The organism is Rhodoplanes sp. Z2-YC6860, assembly GCF_001579845.1.
Taxonomy (GTDB): domain Bacteria; phylum Pseudomonadota; class Alphaproteobacteria; order Rhizobiales; family Xanthobacteraceae; genus Z2-YC6860.
This window is the reverse complement of record NZ_CP007440.1, coordinates 5,357,979-5,378,688: the sequence shown is the minus strand read 5'-3', so window position 1 is coordinate 5,378,688 and position 20,710 is coordinate 5,357,979. Positions and strand designations below refer to the sequence as shown.

Genomic DNA, 20,710 nt, shown 5'->3' with positions numbered 1-20,710 from the left:
TCCTGCCAGAGTTCGGTGAAATGCCTCTGCTCACGCGTCGCACCATGCGCGCGGCCTTTGCGATCACAGCTTTCCATGTCTTATCCAACGGCGTCGCAACCGCGGCCGATATTCCGCCGCCCGTACCGTTCAAGGCGGCGAGGCGAATCCTCGCCTACGACTGGAGCGGCTGGTACTTCGGCGGTCATGTCGGATTCGGTGGCGGCAGCGCCGATGTGACGGCGACCGATCCCGGCGCGGTGCCGGCCTCGCAGCAGGGCCGCTACAGCGGGCTGATTGGCGGCGCGCAGGCCGGCTACAACCATTTGCTCGGGCATTCGCTGCTGCTCGGCGTCGAGGCCGACGTCACGTTCCTAAATTATTTCGCGTCCAACACGATCGCCGGTGCGGTGCCGACGGCGAACGGCGTCGCTACGCAACAGTGGGATATTGTCTCGACCTTCCGTGGCCGCGCCGGCGTCGTGTCCGGCCCATGGTTGCTTTATGCGACGGGCGGCCTCGCGCTGGCGGGCGGGCGCTATCAGAACGATCAGCTCATCGGAGATCCCGAGAAGGTGCTGCGCATGCAAGCGGGCTGGAGCGCGGGCGGCGGCATCGAATTCGCCTTCGCGCCGATGTGGACCGCACGCCTCGAATATCTCTACGACCGGTTCGACGGCACGCGGCTGACGTTCCCGAGCGGTACGACGTTCCAATCGTCATCGGAGGATTTCCAGTCGGTGCGGCTCGGCCTGAACTACAAGCTGCGTCCGCCCGGCACTGAAGCCGCAGCGACGATGCAGACGCCCGCGCCCGGCGCGCCCGAGTGGCAGATCCACGGCCAGACCACCTACATCCAGCAAGGCTATTCGGCGTTTCGCGCGGCTTATACCGGAGCGCAGAGTCTCAATCCGAATGCGCAAACGAAAAACACCGCGAGCGCCACGGCCTTCGTCGGGGTGCGGCCGTGGGAGGGCGGGGAGTTGTTTTTCGCGCCTGAGATCGCGCAAGGCTTCGGCCTGAACGGCACGCTCGGCGTCGCGGGCTTTCCCAACGGCGAGGCGCAGAAGGCGGGCTTTCCCTATCCTCACTATAACACCTCGCGCGCATTCCTCCGTCAGACCTGGGGCCTCGGCGGCGAACAGGAGAACATCGAGAGTGACACCGTGCACATGGGCGGCAAGGTCGACGTGTCGCGTGTGTCGGTCACGGTCGGGCGCATCTTCGTGCCGGACTTCATCGACACCAATGCGTATGCCGACGAGCCGCGCACCACGTTCCTCAACTGGTCGATCTGGGCGGGCGGTGCGTTCGACTTTCCGGCCGATCAACTCGGCTACAGCTGGGGCGCGATCGTCGAACTCAATCAGAAGAATTGGGCCATCCGTGCCGGCTATCTGCTGATGCCGAGCGAATCCAACTCGAATTATTACGATATGCATTTGTTCTCGCGCGGCGAATATCTCGTCGAGCTGGAGAGCCGCTACACGTTGTTCGGTCATCCGGGCAAGCTTCGCACCATCGGTTGGGTCAACAGCGCCTTCACCGGCAGCTTCAGTGATACGCTCGCCAATCCGGCGCTGAACCTCGACATCATCCAGACGCGCGAGGGCCGCCTGAAGTGGGGCTACGTCGTCAACCTCGAGCAATCCTTGACCGACCAGATCGGGCTGTTCGGGCGCTGGAGCTGGAATGACGGCAAGACCGAGACCATGGCATTCACGGATATCAACGCCAGCTTGTCCGGAGGACTTTCGATCAAGGGCAAGGCCTGGGGGCGACCGGAGGATACGGTCGGCATTGCCGGCGCGGTCAACTCGATCTCGTCGAGCTTCCAGGCCTTCGTCGCGGCCGGTGGCGCGGGCGTGCTGATCGGTGACGGCGCGCTCAACTACCACACGGAAGATGTGCTGGAGACGTATTACGCGATCAGTCTCTACAAGGAGACGACGCTGACGTTGGACTATCAATTCATTGCCAACCCGGCCTACAACGCCGACCGCGGTCCGGTGTCGGTGTTCTCCGGCCGCTTCCACGCCGAGTTCTAGGATAGCGGGCGGTAGCAATGAAATTGGCCCGAGCCGCTCCGGTGGCTCGGGCCAAGAAGAGAAAACTGCCTGAAGGCAGTGCCTTTCGAAGGCAATGGGCCGGGCTATTCAGTGATGCTCTTCCGCGTGCTTCTTCGAAGCATGCTCGTGATGCTCGCTCGCATGCAGGCTGTGGCCATGAGCGATCTTCGAATGATGCGCGGCCTTTTCGTGATGGCCGGACTTGAAATGCTTCGACGCCTCACGGTGATGTTTGGCGGCATGCTCGTGATGTTCGGCAGCCTTTTCGTGATGCTCGTGAATTTCATGGTCGCTCATGGTGCTCTCCTGTTTGAGACCCCCATGCGCGAGTATTTCGACGACGCATGACAGCGGTGAGACGCGCGTGTCCGGATTTGCCTGACGGGCTGGGTTCCGCGTCGACCGCGGCAGGGCTGTCGACTTACCGTTGCGTTTCTGCGAGCAGGAGAACGTCGCCGCCGGACACTCTGACCTCGGCTGCGACTGTGACAAGCGCGAGGAGGCAAGCCGCGATCAAGGCGAAGGTCACGTGACCGGCGAGGACAAGGGTGCGTTCCATGGGAGCTTCCTGAATATGCACAATGAGCAATTGCAACCGTTCGCAAAATGCGGGCCAATGATCGGAGTCAGTATCCGCGCATGGTCCACCATATGACTTCCGCAACCATCGTCAGCAGGCTTCCGCAGAAGACCACGAACAGCGTCCATTCGGCGATCGTCTGCGGCCGGTTCACTCTCTGAGCCATCCTATCCCCTGTTGCGCGCCGTTCACGGCGTCGTCGTTGGAATTGCAGCATCGACCTTCGCGCTTGCCTCCGCCGGATCGAGATCCGGATCGGGCTGGAGTTGCGGCGCCTGCCGCCGTGGCGAGGCCATCAATCTCGAAATGATCGACCAGACATATTCACTGCGCTCGCGATGAGCTTCCTTCCAGATTTCTGAAAATGTTTTCGGAGTATCCACGGGGATGTCTCCAATCTCGTTTCAGTACGATCGAACAATACTCCGGTGCAAATCGGCGTTATGCGTCGCACGTCACACAAGGCGCAACGACAGGCGAGGGGGAAGAGACTACAACCGATAAGCGAAAAATCACGACGATAGAAAGTCGCCGCATTGGCATCACGTGACTCAACATCGATGATGGCTTGGCGTAAGGCAAGCGCAACCGATATGCACACGCCGCACATTTGTTGCGCTTTGACGACGTGTTTGCTGCAGGCGACTCGTTCTTGTCGAATTGCGAATGTGGGCTGCTGCCCGCAATCGGCGCCGAGGCCACCCGTCTCGAACGTCGCAGGCCGGGTTTTACCTGACGTGCCTCGTTGAGAGATTCGAAATTCAGAGCTGCAAGCGAGCGCCAGATTTTCTCGCTTGACGCCTCCGCAAATCACGAATAGTTGGCGAAATGCGACGCTCCGAATTGCGTCGACATCCCGCAATCGATGCGCGCGGTCCTGACCTCACAGTGAGAAGCGTTGCTTCGCAACACTCCAGCGAGTGAAGGCGCACGCTTCGCGGGATGAAAGGATTTGGATTCAGCTATGGGCCGGTGGCGACCAGAGCTGCTTTGCGGAAATCGCCGATCTTCTCTTCTTTTGTCACATTGCGCGCCTGCTCGGACTTCATGTTGGACAGCACCGAGAACAGGATGAAGCCGCCTCTCTTGCGGGGCACGATGAAGTAATTGGCAAGCCAGGCGCCGTCGGAGTCCTCGCAGGAGGAGAAGCCTTGAAACACCACGTCGCTGTCGACGAGTTCGCTCTTGCGCGCCGATGCAAACTTGCCTTTGCAGCCCTTCGCATCATTGCCGACGACTGCTGCGGCGACGTCGAGCCCTTTGATGTTGGGCTGCGCCGGGACGATCCGCACGAAGCCGGATGCTTCCTCCGACCGCCATGCTGCGCCGTAGGCCGCGATCTCCTGTGGAGTCTCGGCGCGACTCAAAACCTTCGCGCCATGGAGCGCGCTTTTCATAATGAAGTTCGACGCAAGCTCGATCGCTTCGATTTGAAGCTCGGCGGAAGACGGTGCTCCGGAGTCAGGCTTGAGGCTTGAGCCGGCAGGGCCCGCCGCGGCGTGGCGAGGCGCGACATTGACGGTGAAGTCGCCAGCGCTGTTGAGGCCGCTTTTCTGCACGGTGTGCACGCAATTGACCAGTGCCGGCAGCAAAACGGAGGTCTGCTTCAGGTCGAACTGAAACAACCGGCCTTGTGTGTAAGCCGTCATCGATTTCGCTTTGCGGAACTGGTTGATCAGCGCCGAATTGAGTGGCATCGGCACCCGCACCATGCTGTTGCCGGTCACGGCGCCCTGGACGTTGAACGGCGTCCCGCCGTCAAACGTCAACGCAACCTGGAAAACCTGGCCGTTGCTCAGCGTCCATTCCGGATGGATGAAGCCGAGGGTCCACCCCATCGCACTGTCGACGCCGACGATGAAGAAGATGCCGCTGTTATATTTGGCGCCGGCCGCGCAATGGGAGAACGCGCCGGTTTGGTCGTTGGTATAGGCGCCGCCTTGCCACGCTCCGACGTTGATCGAACCGTAGGGACCGCGCGCAGCGGCGCTGGTCGCGACCAGACTTGCCAACGCCGCCGCCAGAACTGCCTTGACGCGCCAAATAGCCATTCCGATTCCCCTGATACACGTCAGAATTGCGCGATACGGATCGGTCTGCAAGATGCCTTGTCGAAGCAACTCGGGCAGAGGATCGCCGTCACGCCGAGGCGTGTGCCGGCAAGCGGCTCGACAGATGACCGATTGATTGTGCTTGACGTCTCCGCAAATCACGAATAGTTGGCGAAATGCGACGCTTCGAATTGCGTCGACATCCCAAAATCGAGATTCGTTTCGCGCCGGGGTCCCCTCCCGATCCGGCGCGCTGGCCGCCGTCATGCCGTCGCGAACAGCCGGCAATGCCGGTTCCCGCCTTGCGGGAATGAAGCCCGCACGCGTTGCGAGGCTAAGCGCCGAGATTCTTTGCCGAGATGAGAGAGCCCATGGACGAAACGCACGATCAGGAATCCTACGGTCAGGAAAGCGTGGACCGGAGCCTCGGCTATACGCCGATGCCTGCGGCCGCGGCTGCGCCGCGGCCGAAGCCGGCGTTCGAGAATGCACGTGAGGCCGCGGCCGAACTCGTTCGCGAACGCGATGACGACGATCCGCCTGCGATCGAGCGCAAGTATGTGCACCTCGATGGCGACAGTGCTGGGGAGGGCATCGAGCGCAACAAGACGGTGAAGCTCGATCGCGCCGCGCATGATCTCTCCGAGCTTCGTGCCGCGGAGGCTGCCGATCTCGACGCGCGGATCAACGAGATGTCGGCGCAGGCGATCGATCAGGTCCGCGGCGAGGCTCGCGGCACGGCCGAACAGATTGATCGGCCGGCCGAGGTGGCCGCCACGGAGCAAGCATCCGAACTGGCGCCGCAACCTGAAACGCCGCCTGCGATCGACCCGGAGATCGCGCGCGCCTTGCAGAATCCCAAGGTGCGCGACGCCTTGCAGGCCGAGGTCGCTGGCGCCGAGGCCGCGCGGCAGCAATACACCCAGGCCGCGACCGAGGCCGCCGAGCTGGCGGCGTCGGCGCTCTACGGCTCTTTTCCCGAGTTGCGCGGGCTGAACGCGCAGCAGATCGGCGGCGCCCTACAGGTGATCGCCGCGCAGAATCCGGCGCGCTACGAGCAGCTCCGCGCGCAACTTGCGCAGACTCATCAGCTTTACACGGCGTCGGTGCAGGCGCAGGCTGCGCAACAGCAACGGACGGCGGCGCAGTTTCAGCAATTCGCCGCGCAGAACGACGCCGCGATGGAGCGGTTCCTGAAGTCCGAGCCGCCCGAAACCGTGGCGCGGGTTAAGCAGGAGATCGCCGCGATCGCCGAGCGGGACTACGGCGTCGGCCGCGATGAGCTCACGGCGCTCCTTCAGTCGCAGCCGGTCATGCGCACCGCGGCATTCCAGCGGATGATGTATGACGCCGCGAAATACCGCCTGGCGCTGAAGAGCGCCGCCGAGCGGGCGCCGCCGCCGGCACCGCCCGTGATGCGGCCCGGCGTGGCGCGATCGCCCGTTGCCGCTGACGACGCGCACGTGCTCGACGCGCAGGCGGCGTTCCGAAACAATCCCAATCCGAAAACCGCGGCCGCCGTGCTGGTCGCCAAGCGCGAGGCGCGCCGATGAACGTTATATTGCAGAGTACTTGACGCATTCCGTGCATCGGAACAAAATAAGAACAAAACTGAGCGGTGATCTGCGTTGTGGTCTAAAACGCAGGGGCGCTCTGGCGGTATCAGTCGGAAATGAGGTGATGGTTGAAATGCGCACGTCGGGCAGACTTAGAGCAATAACTAGTATGGCCGCACGTTGTGGTCTGAAGCAAAGAGCTGTTGGGAGCGCATAAGTGTTGTTCTGCCGGGACGGTTGCTACGCCTTGATCCAGATGTTCGACCAGATTCCTGACAGGCCGCAGTTCACCATGCTGCAGCAGGCGCGCCTGCTGCAGGTGGAGTCAGACCAATGCCGTTAATCGTGGAGACGCCGAGGCGACGCGCATCGCTTGTCTCGCTTCTGCCCCTTCTTGCGGTCTTGACGGGCATGCCAGTCGACATTGCCCTGTCGGCGCCTAAAACCCTCAAAACCGTCAACGCCAAGATTGTCACCCAGATCGTCGGCTCCGTCCGCCTGACCGATCTGGCTCCGGAGCCGTCCGGTCCATTGGTCTGGTGCTTCAAGGACAAGCCAGGCTTTGTCTATGTCCAAAACATGAAGGTCATGCGCCTGACCTTCGGCGAGCCTGCGCAGGAGATCATGACCTTCGATCGTGCCTTGAGCAGCCGCTCGCTTCAGTGCAGCGCCGATGGCTCCGTGATCGCGGTGATGTCGACCGACAGCGTGGATTTCCTGATCAGGAAAAACGAAAAGATCGGCCACTATAGGACTGATTATCGTCCCCCCAAAGATTGGGACTCACTCAAGCAAATGCTGTCGCCGGACGGAACGATGATGGCTGTGCCATTTCGTCTGTTGCACTCATCGGGTGATGACGTGTTGAGCGAAATCCGCGTGCTGGAGATCAACGGCGAGAGCTTCAGCTGGCGCGGCAAGGACGTGTTCTACTTTGATCGCGCGACGACCTCGGTTCGATCCTACGACACCAGCACGACCATCAGGCGGTTTAGAGACAGTGATCCCGACAGGAGGTACCATGCAAATGTTGCGATCTGTGGGAAAACCAACTTTATTACGCTGTATTGGGGCAAGCTAAATCCACAAACAGCTAAGGACGTGAGCGATTTCGTCGTCAGCTTCAATGGCGACATTCGGCTCAATCCCGATCCTGGCGACTACTCCTCCGTCAGCGTAAGCGGACGGCCTGAGTTTGGCTGTATCCTCGAAAGATTTACGACGACAATTGAGCTCGAGACCACAAGACGATATTTCGTGTTCGAAGACGGTCTTGTGAAATACCGCCCGCCGCGCGGCGTCGGGTTGGGTTATGGTCATGGCTATAACGTTCCGGTTGCGCCGCGTGATTGCTTGGCGCTGGGCGAGCGCTACGTCTTCGACAAAGATGGACGGTCGATCGAAGCGGAACGGTCTGTGGTTGCTCTCCGAATTACCCGAGCAGGGCGTTGCGGCAATTGACGCCGTGGAGGCCGAAGGTCGGCGGCGCCGATATCCAACACATGAGGTCGAAAATGGCCGACAGGAACCGCCCCCTGCGGGGGCGCTATATCCCTTATGAGAACAGCATCGCTACAAGTCCGTTCGGTAACCGAGCGGCCATATTGAACGCGCCACCAGGCCATGCGGGGGTGGACATCGGTGCGCCTTATGGCACCCCGGTACACACAGCCACTGATGGCACCGTCTATTATCGGGCTCGGCTTCCAAGTACGGCAATGTCGTCGTGGTGCAGAGCCTGGGCCCGAACGGCGAGATTTACGACACGCGATATGGCCATATCGACAACATCCCGTCGTTCAAGCTGGATCAAGAGATCAAACGCGGAGATATCATCGGTTACGTGGCGCCAGTCGGGACTTCGACTGGCCCGCATGTGCACTACGAAGTTCGTGTATTTGATAAGGACACTCCGATTGGCGTGAACCATGCGGTCAACGGGAAGGGGTTGTATTCAGAGCCGGTCGAGAGGTCATTTACGTGGGGTAGGGCGGTCGACCCGGAAACCTTCGACTATTTTGGCAATCCCGTCTTCAACGCAATCCCGCTTCCTCGCCCGCGTCCGAACATTTCCGAGTCGAACGCCGTTCCGTCTGGCGAGAATGCCGGCAGGCCTGCCAACGCAGTGGATGACGATCACTGGCTGGCGTCGGTGTTGAATCCAAAGCCTCTCACACCCGATGCGCCGAGGGCATTTCCACCTGGTGGCTTCTCGAATGCTCCCTTCTTTCAGGAGGTTCGTATCAGTCCGCTCTATCCGACGGATGCGTTTCGCCAGCAGTCGCCCACCGACACGTTCAACGATCGTTTCTATTATGGACCGCCAGATTCTCCCGGGCGCGGCGGGGCGCGGTCGCCCGCACTGCCATCTCCGTCGATCGATCAACCGGCCCTCGACAACCCGTTCAATCCGTACCGTCTACAGCCCTTTCCGCCGCAGCTTTTGCCGGCATCGACATCTGGCTCTGCCACGAGGGACTCGATGCTTGGCGATCCCAATGTAGAAACGCCGTTGGCGCGGCTGCTGCGCTTGACCGCGAGCGAGCGTGCGACAGAGCGCTGACTGCGAGCGACCCTGCGGCCACTCCCGCGGCCGATCGCGCGCCTTTTCGCTTCGCCGATCCCTTGGCGGCGCTTGCCGCCCTGGTCCGCTTGAGCGCGATGCGGGACGGGCCCGGCTGATCCGATTGCCACAGCAATTCCAATTCGAAAACCACTGCGGCCGTGCCGGCCGCCGAACGTGAGGTGCCTCGATGACCGACTATAGCGATCATCCAATTGTCGCTGCCGCGAAGAAATACAGCAGGCCCGGCGAGGACCTGGCCGGCCGCACGGTCGGTGGATTCGTCAATCTCGATCCCGATGCGCGCGTGCGGGCGCTGCATCAGCTCGACGCCCTGATGACCTCCGATGACGGCGCGAGCCTCAAGCAAAAGTCGCGGCTCATCAACATGCAGCGCGAACTCGCTGCCACGCATCGGCTGATGCGCAAGGCCAACCGTTGAGCTTGCTCGCGGCCGAAATCGCCCGCGCGACGCTCGATCGGAGCGAGGCCGAGATTGCGGCAAGCATTGCTGCACGGATCGGCCGTGCAGCGCTCGACGACGATTGCAAGCGCGCACTCGGGCCGTTCGTTGAATGGTGCAACACGCAAGCGCTGCGCTACTGCGCGGCCAAGCCCGCAACGGTCGCGGCCTTCGTGTTTTATCAAAAGAGAATCGGCGCGGCTGACGGCGTGCTGCTCGCGACGCTGAATGCAGTGACGCGCCTGCACGACGCCCATCAGCTTGCCAGACCGGACAGCCGCTCAACGATGATGCGGGGAAGCCGGGTTGACGGTGCTTCCATCCGGAAATCCGGCGGCCAACTCCGGCGCCAACCGATCGAGGACACGATTCGCGCGAGGCCTCGCGCGGGCGGTAGCCGCAAACCTGCCGGAGCGCGCGGCTTGCCCGCGGGAGAATTTCAGGCTCCGGCCGGGCGTTGCGGGAGACGATCCGTTTCGAGTTCCCGGGTTCTTTGAAATGGCGCCCGCGCGGCGCGACAGACTATTTTTGTCGGTATGTCACGCAGCTGGCAAACCGCCGTCCACCTGACCATGTTCACCGTGGCGATCGCGATCATTGTCGCCGTGATGATCGGCTGAGAATTCGCGCGCGACGCAGGACCGGCTGTCTCCGGGCCGTGACTCCATCCGGGCAAGAACGATCCCCCGCAGCATGAACACCTGACACGGACGATGGCCCGTCAGGACGATCGCCGCCGCGGACGAACCTGAAACTTAGCCAATGCTGAAAGTATTTATTGACCGGTGCCGCGCACCGCTCAATACTTTCCGTCATGGCTAAGTTTTCAACCGATCTGGATCGAACCTTTTCCGCGCTCGCAGATCCGACCCGGCGGGCGATCGTCAGCCGTCTGTGCGATGGACCGAAATCCGTCAGCGAGCTTTCCGAGCCGTTCGAATTGGCTCTGCCGTCGCTGCTCAAGCATTTGCGCGCGCTCGAGCAGAGCGGCCTCATCAGCTCGGAGAAAATCGGGCGCGTTCGAACCTGCAGGATCGAGCCGCGCGCCCTTCATGCGACCGAAGCGTGGATACGCCAGCACATTTCCGCCTGGGAGAAACGCCTCGACCGCATGGAAGCCCACATCGAACGCATGAAGAGAAAGTTGAGACCATGAGCGGCTCATTCAAGGATTCCGATTCCGCCTGGCGCGACTGGCCTCTCGATCGCGAGATTGTCCTGAGCCGTGTCATCGACGCGCCGCGCAGCCTGGTTTACGCCGCCTGGACGGACCCCGATCAGATCCAGGAGTGGTTCGGGCCCGAAGGCATGGCGATCGAAACCAAGGAGATCGACCTCAAGCCGGGCGGCGTCTGGCGATTCGACATGGTCGTTGCCGGCGGCCCCCGCTACAGCAACCGGATGGTGTTCCTGCGCATGGAGGCTCCGGCGCTCATCGAGGTCGAGCACGGTTCGGATCAGGACAACGACCCCGGCCGGTTCAGGATGCTCGTCACCTTCGAAGAGCAGAGCAACGGCAAGACCGTCCTCACGCTCCGCCAGATGCATCCGTCCAAGGAGCGGCGCGATGCGGGGATCGGCTTTGGCGCCGTCGAATATGGCGGGCAGACGCTGGAGAAGCTGGCTCGCCACGTTGCGAAGCTCAGGGGCCAGTGAGCGCGGGTTTGCACGTCCGGCATCGATCGAAAGAGCGTGAATGCCGGATCGCGGCCGATGCCAGGCTCTGATTTAACTTCGTTGAATCAGAGCCGTCGCTCCTTTTCTTGTTTGGGCATGATCTTTTCCGAAAACCGCTTCACACTTTTCGGGATCATGCCCTAGTGGAAGGCCCGGATGCCCATGGCGATCACCGCGATGGTGATCAGGATGGCCGCGAGGCCGATCCAGCTCATCGGTTCGTTTTTCATCCGGCGTTCTTAGCAAATAAAAGGCCCCGCCGTGGGGCAGCGGGGCCTTAACCGGAGCAAGCGTGGGGGACGTGGGGGGACCGCTTGCTCGTACTTGAGTGTAAGATTCACCGAAACCGCGCGCCGTGACAGTGCGAAAAGGCACACCTCGAAAAGCCATACAGAGCCGCTGTTTTTCGAGATGCCGCGCGACGCCGCGAAGGCGCGCGCCGAAAACGGAAGACCCCGCTACCGAGAGCGGGGTCGAAGGCCAGCGGGGAGGAATGGGGACGCTGGCCTCTGCGAATGAGACTCACCGGCGCTGCGCCGCATTCCACCGCCGGTGACAACCCAACGCCTCGATCAACGCGATGTGACCGCGGATGCTGTTGCCGGTTCGTGGCGTGCCGGCGGCGCGCTCGTTGTTTGCGGGAGCGGCGGGCGCGGTGGCGTCTCGCGGAATGTCGGGCTGCGACCGGGCGAGGGGGACTGTCTGCCGGAGCGCGACGCGAGACGAACGTCGCGTGCGGTGGCGGCTAACTATTTTTTTACCAGCACCGGCTCGGTGATGGCGAACTCGACGCACACGTCCTTGGCCGGTCGCGCGGGGTGCAGGCGCATCGTGGCCCGCGCCAGGAAGATCGCGATGGTCTGCGCGGAATAATTCTCCGCAAGAAAGCGCTTCATATGATCGATATCGTGGGGCACCGGCGCATTATCCAGGGCCACGATCGCGGTGGTGAGCGCTTCGAGAACGACGTTATTGTTTCTCATAACGCCTTCTAACCGACGTCGGATTAAAGAAGCCTGACAAAAATAGTCCCAATCATATGGCGGGTTGTAGGCGTGCGGTGGCGTGTATGGCCCCTGCTGCGGGAAGGTGTGCGCGACACTCATCTTCCGGTCGCATCGCGCCGCGACAAGACAACGCCGAGGCGCGGCGAGCTTCCGGTATGCGGAAACCTTCAGGCGCGGCAACGTGTCCTGCGACGCGCTGCATGTCGTGCCCATCGGACGCGATCGGCGGCCGATGTCTCGCAGCAGCAGCGGTGAGATCCTGGCGCACACGACATCCGGAAACGTCTGCTCACATCGCGGCCCAGCGTGCCGGTGCATGCGACGCGACATCCCATCGTTCGTCAGTCACCGGCAACCGCCGCACACGCCCGGTGCGATGTTGATGGGCTGCGGATGGCCGAAGCGCTCGATGTTCGCCGGCCCGAACGGAACGCAGGCACGGGTGCCAAGCGTCGCGGCGAGATGAAAGAAGACCTCGGCGTTCTTGAACCGGAGTTGGCCTGGGAGCTTCGGCAGCGGGGCGGCGTGACGCCGATCCTCGGGCTGGGGGAGCGGGATCCGAACCAGTAAAACCCAGTCGGAGTCCTAAAACTCGAGACCCCGGGCACGCGATCTTCCAATTCATGACAAATTTACCGAAAGGCTTAACCCGCTGGTATTCCGCGGGTTGTAAAACACGCTCGTGTACAACTAATCACACGCAAATGTCGGGAAATGCCCGACCAATCATGGGGGACGCATGTCAAAAGTGCTCAATCGCTTCATCGCCGACGAATCCGGCGCCACCGCCATCGAATACGGCCTGATCGCCGCTGGCATTTCGGTGGTGATCATCACCATCGTGCAGGGCGTCGGCAGCAAGCTCGTCACCACCTTCACGTCCGTTCAGACCGGGCTCTCTACCCCGTAGCTCCGCCCACACGGGGCGACGTCGAGCAAGGCTATCGACTTGCGCCCCTCACGGGGCGCATTTCTTTTTTGGCGTCTGGCACTCGCTCGAGGCGTGGAGCCGGTCAGCCGCGCGCTGTCGCGGCCGCGAACGGGCGCGTCGTTTCGCGGGCCTGGCCCGGACTTCTCTCCGGACTTCTCCTGGGGGTGGAAGCGCGCGCATGCGAGCGCGTCGCCTGCTCAGAACGCGACGCGCAATTTCGACAACGACGAAGCCCACCTCGACCGCTAGCGCGGCCGTCATCACAGGGTTCGCACGCACCGCGGCGCCGGCGATCCGGGTCAGAGGATTTCTCATGCCATGAGAACCAGCACAGACCCGAATGGTTTCGCGCCGCGACCCGATGGCTCTCGAGCCATCAAAGCAGTTCAATCAATCGTCCACGCCACCGGTGTTGCTCGGTTGTGTTTTCGGGTTGGTTTGCCGGAGCGTGGAGTCCGGCGCCATCGCCGGGTCGGTGATCGTGGACGTCCCGGCATTCAAGTTGCCTCCGCCGGTGCCGGTTGTGGTGCCGGTCGAGCTTTCGCTCGTGCCGGAGCCGGATGCGGAGTGGCCGGCGGGCGCTGGCGGCGCGGCGTTCTGATGCGGCGCCGGGGTCGGCGAACCCGGGCTGTCGTATTGTTGCTGCGCGGCACCGAACGCGGTGCCTGTCATGAGCGCCGTTGCTGTCAGAAGCGCGCGTGCGATTTTCATGTCGGATGTCCTCGTGCTGCGGTCCGTTCTTTCAGGTCGGCTCGCCCTGCGACATACGCGGGATGTCGGTGCCGGGCGGCTCGGGGTCGTGAAGCGGACGGTCGGGCTGCGGATCTCCGGGCGGCGGCTCGACAGGGTCTCTATATGGCTGCGGGTCGGTGATCGGCGGCTTGCTGGGCTTTGCCGGTTCAGGCGTCGGGGGTGTGACTGGCTCGTTTGGCATATTGCGCCAACGAAATGCAAAGCACTCTGTTCCGCGCGGTCAGCCGGCGCACAACGCTCGCATCGTTGATGCAAATGCAATGAGGTGAACAGCGGTTCAGAACAGCGATGAGACACTTACTCATCAGTCCCCTTCGCCTGCTTTCCCGCCGAAAATTGTTTTGTTTGATTGCAGTTGCTTACGCGAAATGCACAGCCGCTCTGTCATTTGACGTTGGGGGAATCGGGATCGGCGCTTACCTTTGCTCCATCATCGACAGGGCGAAAAGCCAGGCAACGGTGACAGAGAGACAGAGTGTGCTCCCGCCTGTGAAAGGGAGATATCGTGTCAACGCATCCGTATTGCTGCGGCGTTCCGATGTGGCTCACAAAGGCGGAGTTGGGACAAGGCGCAGACCTTCAGACATTCGAATGCAAGGTGTGCGACGCTGTCACGAAGCGCACCGTGCGAACGGAAGCCTTGGGCGTTCTGAGGGTGGTGGACGGCCAACCAACAGCAGAAAATCGTCAGCCCTTCAGAGACAGCGCACCAGCCGCCGACTGAGTTGGAGAGCGACGCTTTCGTCCGACATCGGGCGCGCCAGCAGGCGCGCTTGCACGCTGCCGACGCGATATCCCGAGGCCGCTATTCTTCGCCGCCTTCTTTTTCACTGGCAGCACGGCCTCCGCACCGGGAGCCGTCCGCTGCCGTGTCATCCGGAGTCTCGCACGGTCCCCCTTGAGCCTGCTGAACCTTGGCTGCAGCGCCTCTGTTCGCTGACGCGGCGGATGTGGTGGAGGCGGCCGTGGAGCCGCCGGCCGAACAACTCGTGTCGCCGAGGATCTTTCGCGGCTGACAATTGGTTTGGCATACAAAGGTCTCGCGCGGCACGGCACAGTGGACGACAAGCAGATCATCCGGAGCCCGCACCTCGATCACACGCTCGTCGAGCACATTTCCTTTGCGGTCGATGAAGATCAAATTGGTAGCGCCATAGCCTTTGGCGGTGAGGACGCCATGGCCCCGAGGTACGATAGCGATGTTCGCAATCAGCGGGTTGCCCAGGACCACGGTGGCGGTGTTCTGCGGTAACGCGACAATCTGATCCTGCGCCAGCACCAATCGGATGGGATCGGATGCGAACAGCTCGCCGGCAAAAACCACAGACAGAAAGGCTGCCCCCGCCGCAACGCCCCATGACTTCATCGTGGTCCCCATTCAGGCCACTATGATCGACGGGCGTAAGCTTTGCGTTAACTATAGGTTCGCAGCTGTGGCTCGGTGTTCGAGCCCGAGCGAGGGGAGAGCCCCGAGAAATCGCGCTTGCGAATCGCTGATGAAATCAGCCGCCTCAAGCTTTAGCGCTTGGGCGCTTTGATCCTGCTCAAATTCATCTGAGCTTCGAACGTGCGGACCCGACGCGTAAAGGCCAAGGCAGCTTCGGCCTTCTGAGGCGAAACTGAAGAAGATCGCGACAGCCAGGCCCGAGAAGTGACAGGCTACTCGGCGTCCCCGATCATCGTTTCGATGTGATGGCACTTGGGGCAATCGAAAGACCACAGCTCACGATCAGGATCGTGTGGCATAGCCTCGATGCCGAACAGCAGTGTTGGCGTTCCGCATTTCGAGCAAGCCGGGCGCTTGATCGAATTTGAATGCGCAGTGGCAGGTTTGTAGAGGATCATGCTTCGGCTCCCCGGGTACAGGCGGGAGCGCGGTAGCGTCTCTCAGTCACCGACGCCTGAGGGCTCGCGGCCATGGCCGGTGATATCGGCAATCTGAGCTTCCCGACACCCGGAGTCCATGTGCGTCAAAAGACACCGAAAATATCAGCCTTAGGGCTGGGTCTGCGAAGTATGACATCGCCAATGACAAGCGCCCCCTCGGGCAGTCCGCTAGAGCCATCGAGTTTTCAGGGGCTGACGGGACGTCAGATCGTTGGCTGGGGGACTAGGATTCGAACCTAGAAAAACAGAGTCAGAGTCTGCTGTGATACCATTTCACCATCCCCCAACGATGCCGCTGAAATCGCAGCACAATTGGAGCCGGATTCATCGCAAGCCCTCGAATCGGCTTGGCAAATCGCCCCGGCGAGCGGCCCCTATATAAGGCGAAGTTTCCGGCCGGTCCATCCCCGAGGCGGGCCGTCCCCAAAGGCGGTTTTGGCCTGATTCCACCGCCAGTTCCGCGCCGCCGGGCCGGTCTTATTGGTGTCTAGCCGCCCGTTTTGGGTGGCTTGTTTGCGGCTTGGGGCCGAGTTCGGCTGGTTCCTGGCAGGGGCAGGCGTTCGCCGACAAACAGGATCCGGCCGTTCACCCCAGCCGCGCGATGACCTCGTCGGTCGTTGCCACGTCGCCGAACAGCCGAAGGATGTTGCCGAGCGTCGCGTTGTGCTCTTCGTCGGTGCGGGCGCCGTTGGCGTCAGACACGAACACCGTCTTGTAGTTCAGCATCATGGCGTCGCGCGCGGTGCATTCGCAGCAGCTGTTGGTCACGACGCCGGCGATCACGACCGTATCGACACCCATCCGGCGAAGCCTGATGTCGAGATCGGACGACCCCTGGATCAGCGCGCTGAAGCGTCGCTTGTCGATCGTCAGGTCGTCCGGCTCGACCGCAAGACTCGCATGGATGGCGTGACCGATATGCCCGGGCGTGTACGAGGCGAGGGCGGCCTGCCGCTGCTCCGGTTTCGAGAAGCGGGCGTACACGTCCCATGACGGATCGGCGGTGTGCCTGATCCACACCACGCGCCCGCCGGCACGCCGCAGCGCCGCCGCGAGCTTGTTGATGTTCGGCACCAGATCGGTCGCACCCGGCAGATACGACGCCATGCCCTGCTGCATGAATGCGTTCTGCATGTCGATCGCGAGCAGCGCGGTGTTGCGCGCGGCCAGCCGCTCGAACAGCGTGACGGTCCCGCGGCGGGCCACGACCCGCTCGAGGATATAGTCCGGTATCGACACCCGGTGCATGGCTCACACCATCGTTTCGGTTGTCGCGTTCATTCGATCTTGATGCCCGCCTCGCGGACCACGGGCGTCCACTTCTTGCGTTCGTCGCGGATGAGCTGCGCGAACGACGCCGCATCCCAATGGCCGACACGGAGCCCCTTGGCCGTGACGCTCGCCTGATACGCGGGATCGGCCAAGGCCCTGGCCAGCGCAGCCTTGAGCTTCTCGATGATCAGCGCCGGCGTCTGCGGGGAGGCGACGAGGCCGAACCAGCTCGTGGTGCCGAGGCTCGGCAATCCGCCTTCAGCGGCGGTCGGAAGCTCCGGCAGCAGACGCGAACGCTCAGCGCCGGTGATCGCCAGCGCATTCACCTGGTGTGACGACGCATAGGGCGTCAGCATGGTGACATCGCCGAACAGGCCGTCGACCTGGTTTCCGATCACGGCTGTCAGCGAGGTGCTCGTGCTGCGAAACGGCACGTGGGTGATCGGGATTCCGGTCTCGCGCTTCAACAGCTCGATCGACAGATGCGTCACGGTGCCGACACCCGCGGAGCCGAGCGTCACGCCGTTCGGATGCGCCTTCGCGTAAGCCAGGAAATCGGGGAGCGACTTCACCTTGAGTTCGGGCTTCGTGGCGAAGACCTGCGGCGTGTGCCAGATCAGGCCGAGCGGCACCAGGTCCTTCTCGGGATCGTAAGGCACGCTCCTGACGGCAGGGATCACGACCATCAGCGCATTGCTGGTGATGAACAGCGTGTAGCCGTCCGGAGGAGAGTTCAGGAAAGCGGTCATGCCGACCAGGCCGCTGCCGCCGGACTTGACCTCGATGTAGGCGGTCTGCCCGATCTCCCGGCTGAACGCGTCGATCAGCATGCGCATGGCGAGGTCGCTCGACCCGCCGGGCGCATAGGCGTCGATGATGCGAATCGGCTTCGAGGGATAGGTCTCGTCGGCGCGCGCCGACTGTGTGCTTGCTGACAGCGTGGCCGCCGACAGCGCCACGGCCAACAGCAGCGAATTGATGATGCGCTTCAAGCGGCCCTCCCGAATAGCTTTGTTATAAAGCCATTTGACCTTGCCGCAATTTCACGTGTCAAGATTGCGCCGCGCGAACGATGCGCGGCACAACCGCGCGAGTTGCCGCAAGATATCGAGACGATCGCGCCGCCGTCTTTCAACGAGCGCGCTTGATCCGCGCATGAAAAAGCCCCGCATTTGCGCGGGGCTGAACAGCAAAGCATTGCTGCAGATGGATTACTTCACCTTGAGGTTCTCCGCCGATTCCTTGCCGCGGTTCGCAACCACGTCAAACGAAACCTGCGCGCCTTCGTTGAGCGTGCTGAGACCAGCGCGCTCGACTGCGGAGATATGAACGAACACGTCCTTGCCGCCGCCTTGAGGTTGAATGAACCCGTAGCCTTTGGTCGGGTTGAACCATTTCACGGTACCAGTGGGCACTTGTAGCCTCCTAAGAGTCGAAAGAGTGCCTTCTTTATCAGAGATAAAGGCCCGTAACCACTAGGCCGTGGCCCCCTTTTAATTAACTCTTACGGCCCACCCGCCCCCCGGGAGGGGCCTAGGACCCTCACTCCGCCGCCTGTTTCCAGGTCGTGGCGTGGGTCTTGGGCCGGGCTTTGAGCTTCAGATCGGTCAGATCCTTGGAGGCGCGGTCGCTTTCGCGGAACAATTGGTCGCGGCCGGCCCGGTACTGCGGCGGGCAGGCGATGGACTTCGCGCCGTACCAGGCCGCGGCCTTCATCGTGAACGCCGGATCGGCGAGGTGGGGCCGCGCCAGCGCCACGAGGTCGGCCCGGCCGGCCGCCACGATGGTGTTGACCTGGTCCGCGGTGGTGATGGCGCCGACGCACATGGTGGCGATGCCGGCGTCGTTGCGGATCTGGTCGGAGAACGGCGTCTGGTACATGCGGCCGTAGATCGGATCGGCCTCGGGCGTGGTCTGGCCGGTCGACACGTCGATCAGGTCGCAGCCCACCTCGGCAAAGGCCCGCGCCACCTGCACGGCATCGTCGCCGGTGAGGCCGCCGTCCTGCCAGTCGGTCGCCGAGATGCGAACCGACATCGGCTTCTCGTCGGGCCAGGCCTTGCGCATGGCGCGGAACACTTCGAGCGGAAAGCGCAAGCGGTTCTCGAGCGCGCCGCCGTATTCATCGGTGCGCTTGTTGGTCAGCGGCGAGATGAAGCTTGCGATCAGATAGCCATGGGCGGCGTGCAGCTCGATCATGTCGAAGCCCGCGCGCTCGGCGCGCTTCACCGCCTGCACATAGTCCGCAATGGTTGCGTCCATGTCGGCGCGGGTCATCTCGCGCGGCACCTGGCTGTGCGGGTAGTAGGGGAGCGGGGAGGCCGAGACGATCGGCCAGTTGCCTTCGGGCAGCGGCTCGTCGATGCCGTCCCACATCAGCCGCGTCGAGCCCTTGCGGCCGGCGTGGCCGAGCTGCAGGCAGAACCTGGTGGCCGAGTTGGCGTGCACGAAATCGACGACGCGCTTCCAGGCGGTTTCCTGGGCGTCATTGTACATCCCGGTGCAGCCGGGCGAGATGCGCGCGAGCTCGGAGACGTCGGTCATCTCGGTGAACATCAGCCCCGCGCCGCCGATCGCGCGCGAGCCGTAATGCACCATGTGCCAGTCGCCGGGCAGGCCGTCGGTCGCCGAGTATTGGCACATCGGCGAGACGACGACGCGATTGGGCAGCGTCATGTTGCGCAGCCGGAACGGCTGGAACATCGGCACCTCAGGCTTGGCGAGATCGGCCTCGAAGCCCAGCGCTTGCACGTCGCGCGCCACGACCTTGTCGGTAAGCTTGACGAATTCCGGCGCACGCAGCGCGAGGTTGTCGTAGGTGATCGCTTTCGAGCGGGTCATCAACCCGAAGGCAAAGCGCGTCGGGTCCATGTGCCAGAAGCGCTTGACGTGCTCGAACCACACCAGCGACACGTCGGCCGAATGCTGCGTCTTCTCGACCTCTTCGCGGCGCTTGGACTCGAAATGGGCCAGGGCGGTCTTCACGTCGCGGCCGCCGGTCGCACGGAACGCCTCGTAGAGCGCGATGGCGTCTTCCATCGCGAGCTTGGTGCCCGAGCCGATGGAGAAATGCGCCGTGGCCTTGGCGTCGCCGAGCAGAACGATGTTCTCGGCGGTCCACCTTTCGCAGCGGATGGTCGGGAAGTTGCGCCACAGCGAGCGGTTGGTGATGAGCTTGTGGCCAGCGAGCTCCTCGGCGAACACGCCTTCGAGGAAACGTGCCGACTCGTCCTCGCCGAGCTTGTGGAGGCCGGCGCGCTTGAACGTCTCCGGATCGGTCTCCATCACCCAGGTCGAGCGGCCCGGCATGTACTGATAGCAGTGCGCGATGAAGATGCCGTGCGGGGTGTCGCGGAAGAAGAAGTTGAACGCGTCCATCGGTCGGTCCGAGCCCATCCAGGCGAAGTGGTTGGGGCGGAGCTCGATGGTCGGTTTGAATTGCTCCTTGAACAGCTCGCGGGTGCGCGAGTTGATGCCGTCGGCGGCCACCACCAGATCTGCGCCACGGATGGTCATCTTGTCGGGATCGGCTTCCGAGCCGTACTTCACATCGATGCCGAGCGAGTGCGCGCGGCGGCCGAGGATCTTCAGCAGCATCGCGCGCGACGTGCCGCAGAAGCCGTTGCCGCCGATGCGGAAGCTCGCGCCCTGGAAGTGGATCGCGATGTCGTCCCAGTAGGAGAAGTGGCCGACGATCTGCCGGTAGGTCTCGAGATCGTAGGCTTCGAAGCCGGTCAGCGTCTGGTCGGAGAACACGACGCCGAAGCCGAACGTGTCGTCCGGCTTGTTGCGCTCGAACACGGTGATCTGCGTCTGCGGCCACGCCTTCTTCATCAGGATGGCGTAGTAGAGGCCGGCCGGTCCGCCGCCGACGACGTGAATCTTCATGCGCGCCTCCAAGCGCCTCTCCAACCGAAATCGA

21 protein-coding genes, 1 tRNA gene and 1 pseudogene are annotated in these 20,710 nt (G+C 62.6%); 11 read left to right on the top strand and 12 right to left on the bottom strand.

The window, feature by feature from the left end; all coding sequences use genetic code 11:
* Window positions 1-20: 20 nt before the first annotated feature.
* Together RHPLAN_RS25280 and RHPLAN_RS39645 are read left to right on the top strand one after the other, a co-directional pair.
* A complete protein-coding gene (locus RHPLAN_RS25280; RefSeq protein WP_237179912.1) occupies window positions 21-2,027 on the top strand; it encodes a carbohydrate porin in 2,007 nt (668 codons plus the stop codon).
* 114 nt (window positions 2,028-2,141) lie between these two features.
* A complete protein-coding gene (locus RHPLAN_RS39645; protein WP_068023702.1) occupies window positions 2,142-2,396 on the top strand; it encodes a hypothetical protein in 255 nt (84 codons plus the stop codon).
* A gap of 73 nt (window positions 2,397-2,469) precedes the next feature.
* Here RHPLAN_RS39645 and RHPLAN_RS39640 read toward each other — a convergent pair whose 3' ends face one another.
* The 3 genes from RHPLAN_RS39640 to RHPLAN_RS25270 form a co-directional block, all read right to left on the bottom strand.
* Window positions 2,470-2,607, bottom strand: coding sequence for a hypothetical protein (locus RHPLAN_RS39640; RefSeq protein WP_157100466.1), 138 nt, complete (start codon window positions 2,605-2,607; stop codon window positions 2,470-2,472).
* A 209-nt stretch (window positions 2,608-2,816) separates the two neighbouring features.
* Window positions 2,817-3,011: a hypothetical protein gene (locus RHPLAN_RS39635; RefSeq protein WP_157100465.1), complete on the bottom strand. Its 195-nt coding sequence runs from the start codon at window positions 3,009-3,011 to the stop codon at window positions 2,817-2,819.
* Window positions 3,012-3,590: 579 nt separating this feature from the next.
* Entirely contained in the window at window positions 3,591-4,679 is a 1,089-nt protein-coding gene (locus RHPLAN_RS25270; protein ID WP_068023698.1) for a hypothetical protein, read from the bottom strand.
* A 371-nt stretch (window positions 4,680-5,050) separates the two neighbouring features.
* On the opposite strand from RHPLAN_RS25270, the gene RHPLAN_RS25265 reads away from it, so the two are divergent.
* From RHPLAN_RS25265 to RHPLAN_RS25235, 7 genes and pseudogenes are all read left to right on the top strand, one after another.
* Window positions 5,051-6,232, top strand: coding sequence for a hypothetical protein (locus tag RHPLAN_RS25265; protein ID WP_068023697.1), 1,182 nt, complete (start codon window positions 5,051-5,053; stop codon window positions 6,230-6,232).
* 336 nt (window positions 6,233-6,568) lie between these two features.
* Window positions 6,569-7,696: a hypothetical protein gene (locus tag RHPLAN_RS25260; RefSeq protein WP_157100464.1), complete on the top strand. Its 1,128-nt coding sequence runs from the start codon at window positions 6,569-6,571 to the stop codon at window positions 7,694-7,696.
* Between the two features lie 247 nt (window positions 7,697-7,943).
* Window positions 7,944-8,798 (top strand): annotated as a pseudogene (locus RHPLAN_RS25255) (M23 family metallopeptidase); the annotation flags it as partial.
* Window positions 8,799-8,988: 190 nt separating this feature from the next.
* Window positions 8,989-9,240 (top strand): hypothetical protein, encoded by a 252-nt coding sequence (locus RHPLAN_RS25250; protein ID WP_068023690.1) that lies wholly within the window; start codon window positions 8,989-8,991, stop codon window positions 9,238-9,240.
* On the top strand, window positions 9,237-9,758 hold the full coding sequence (locus RHPLAN_RS25245; protein WP_157100463.1) for a hypothetical protein: 522 nt from the start codon (window positions 9,237-9,239) through the stop codon (window positions 9,756-9,758). The genes RHPLAN_RS25250 and RHPLAN_RS25245 overlap by 4 nt, the downstream gene beginning before the upstream one ends.
* Window positions 9,759-10,039: 281 nt before the next feature.
* On the top strand, window positions 10,040-10,417 hold the full coding sequence (locus RHPLAN_RS25240) for an ArsR/SmtB family transcription factor (RefSeq protein WP_335341026.1): 378 nt from the start codon (window positions 10,040-10,042) through the stop codon (window positions 10,415-10,417).
* On the top strand, window positions 10,414-10,917 hold the full coding sequence (locus RHPLAN_RS25235; RefSeq protein WP_068023685.1) for an SRPBCC family protein: 504 nt from the start codon (window positions 10,414-10,416) through the stop codon (window positions 10,915-10,917). Before RHPLAN_RS25240 ends, RHPLAN_RS25235 begins: the two co-directional genes overlap by 4 nt.
* Before the next feature lie 770 nt (window positions 10,918-11,687).
* Here RHPLAN_RS25235 and RHPLAN_RS39630 read toward each other — a convergent pair.
* Entirely contained in the window at window positions 11,688-12,263 is a 576-nt protein-coding gene (locus RHPLAN_RS39630) for a hypothetical protein (protein ID WP_157100462.1), read from the bottom strand.
* Window positions 12,264-12,338: 75 nt separating this feature from the next.
* On the opposite strand from RHPLAN_RS39630, the gene RHPLAN_RS39625 reads away from it, so the two are divergent.
* Both RHPLAN_RS39625 and RHPLAN_RS38540 read left to right on the top strand, forming a co-directional pair.
* The gene (locus RHPLAN_RS39625; RefSeq protein WP_157100461.1) at window positions 12,339-12,515 is read left to right on the top strand and encodes a hypothetical protein; all 177 of its coding nucleotides are present in this window, start codon (window positions 12,339-12,341) and stop codon (window positions 12,513-12,515) included.
* Between the two features lie 169 nt (window positions 12,516-12,684).
* On the top strand, window positions 12,685-12,855 hold the full coding sequence (locus tag RHPLAN_RS38540; RefSeq protein WP_084245507.1) for a Flp family type IVb pilin: 171 nt from the start codon (window positions 12,685-12,687) through the stop codon (window positions 12,853-12,855).
* Window positions 12,856-13,266: 411 nt separating this feature from the next.
* On the opposite strand, the gene RHPLAN_RS25225 is transcribed toward RHPLAN_RS38540, so the two are convergent.
* The 8 genes from RHPLAN_RS25225 to RHPLAN_RS25195 all read right to left on the bottom strand — a co-directional run bounded on the left by RHPLAN_RS25225 (window position 13,267) and on the right by RHPLAN_RS25195 (window position 20,676).
* A complete protein-coding gene (locus RHPLAN_RS25225) occupies window positions 13,267-13,587 on the bottom strand; it encodes a hypothetical protein (protein ID WP_068023683.1) in 321 nt (106 codons plus the stop codon).
* 847 nt (window positions 13,588-14,434) lie between these two features.
* Complete coding sequence (locus RHPLAN_RS25220) at window positions 14,435-14,995, bottom strand: pilus assembly protein N-terminal domain-containing protein (RefSeq protein ID WP_198164484.1); 561 nt, start codon at window positions 14,993-14,995, stop codon at window positions 14,435-14,437.
* A gap of 293 nt (window positions 14,996-15,288) precedes the next feature.
* Entirely contained in the window at window positions 15,289-15,474 is a 186-nt protein-coding gene (locus RHPLAN_RS39620; RefSeq protein ID WP_157100460.1) for a hypothetical protein, read from the bottom strand.
* 254 nt (window positions 15,475-15,728) lie between these two features.
* A tRNA-Gln gene (locus RHPLAN_RS25215) sits at window positions 15,729-15,802 on the bottom strand.
* A gap of 299 nt (window positions 15,803-16,101) precedes the next feature.
* Window positions 16,102-16,764, bottom strand: a complete 663-nt coding sequence (locus RHPLAN_RS25210; RefSeq protein ID WP_068023675.1) for an isochorismatase family protein — start codon at window positions 16,762-16,764, stop codon at window positions 16,102-16,104.
* A gap of 29 nt (window positions 16,765-16,793) precedes the next feature.
* Window positions 16,794-17,780 carry a Bug family tripartite tricarboxylate transporter substrate binding protein gene (locus RHPLAN_RS25205; protein WP_068023672.1) on the bottom strand — a complete coding sequence of 329 codons (987 nt, stop codon included), beginning with the start codon at window positions 17,778-17,780 and terminating at the stop codon, window positions 16,794-16,796.
* 219 nt (window positions 17,781-17,999) lie between these two features.
* The gene (locus RHPLAN_RS25200) at window positions 18,000-18,203 is read right to left on the bottom strand and encodes a cold-shock protein (protein WP_068023667.1); all 204 of its coding nucleotides are present in this window, start codon (window positions 18,201-18,203) and stop codon (window positions 18,000-18,002) included.
* Between the two features lie 127 nt (window positions 18,204-18,330).
* Window positions 18,331-20,676 (bottom strand): bifunctional salicylyl-CoA 5-hydroxylase/oxidoreductase, encoded by a 2,346-nt coding sequence (locus tag RHPLAN_RS25195; protein WP_068031827.1) that lies wholly within the window; start codon window positions 20,674-20,676, stop codon window positions 18,331-18,333.
* Window positions 20,677-20,710: the final 34 nt, after the last annotated feature.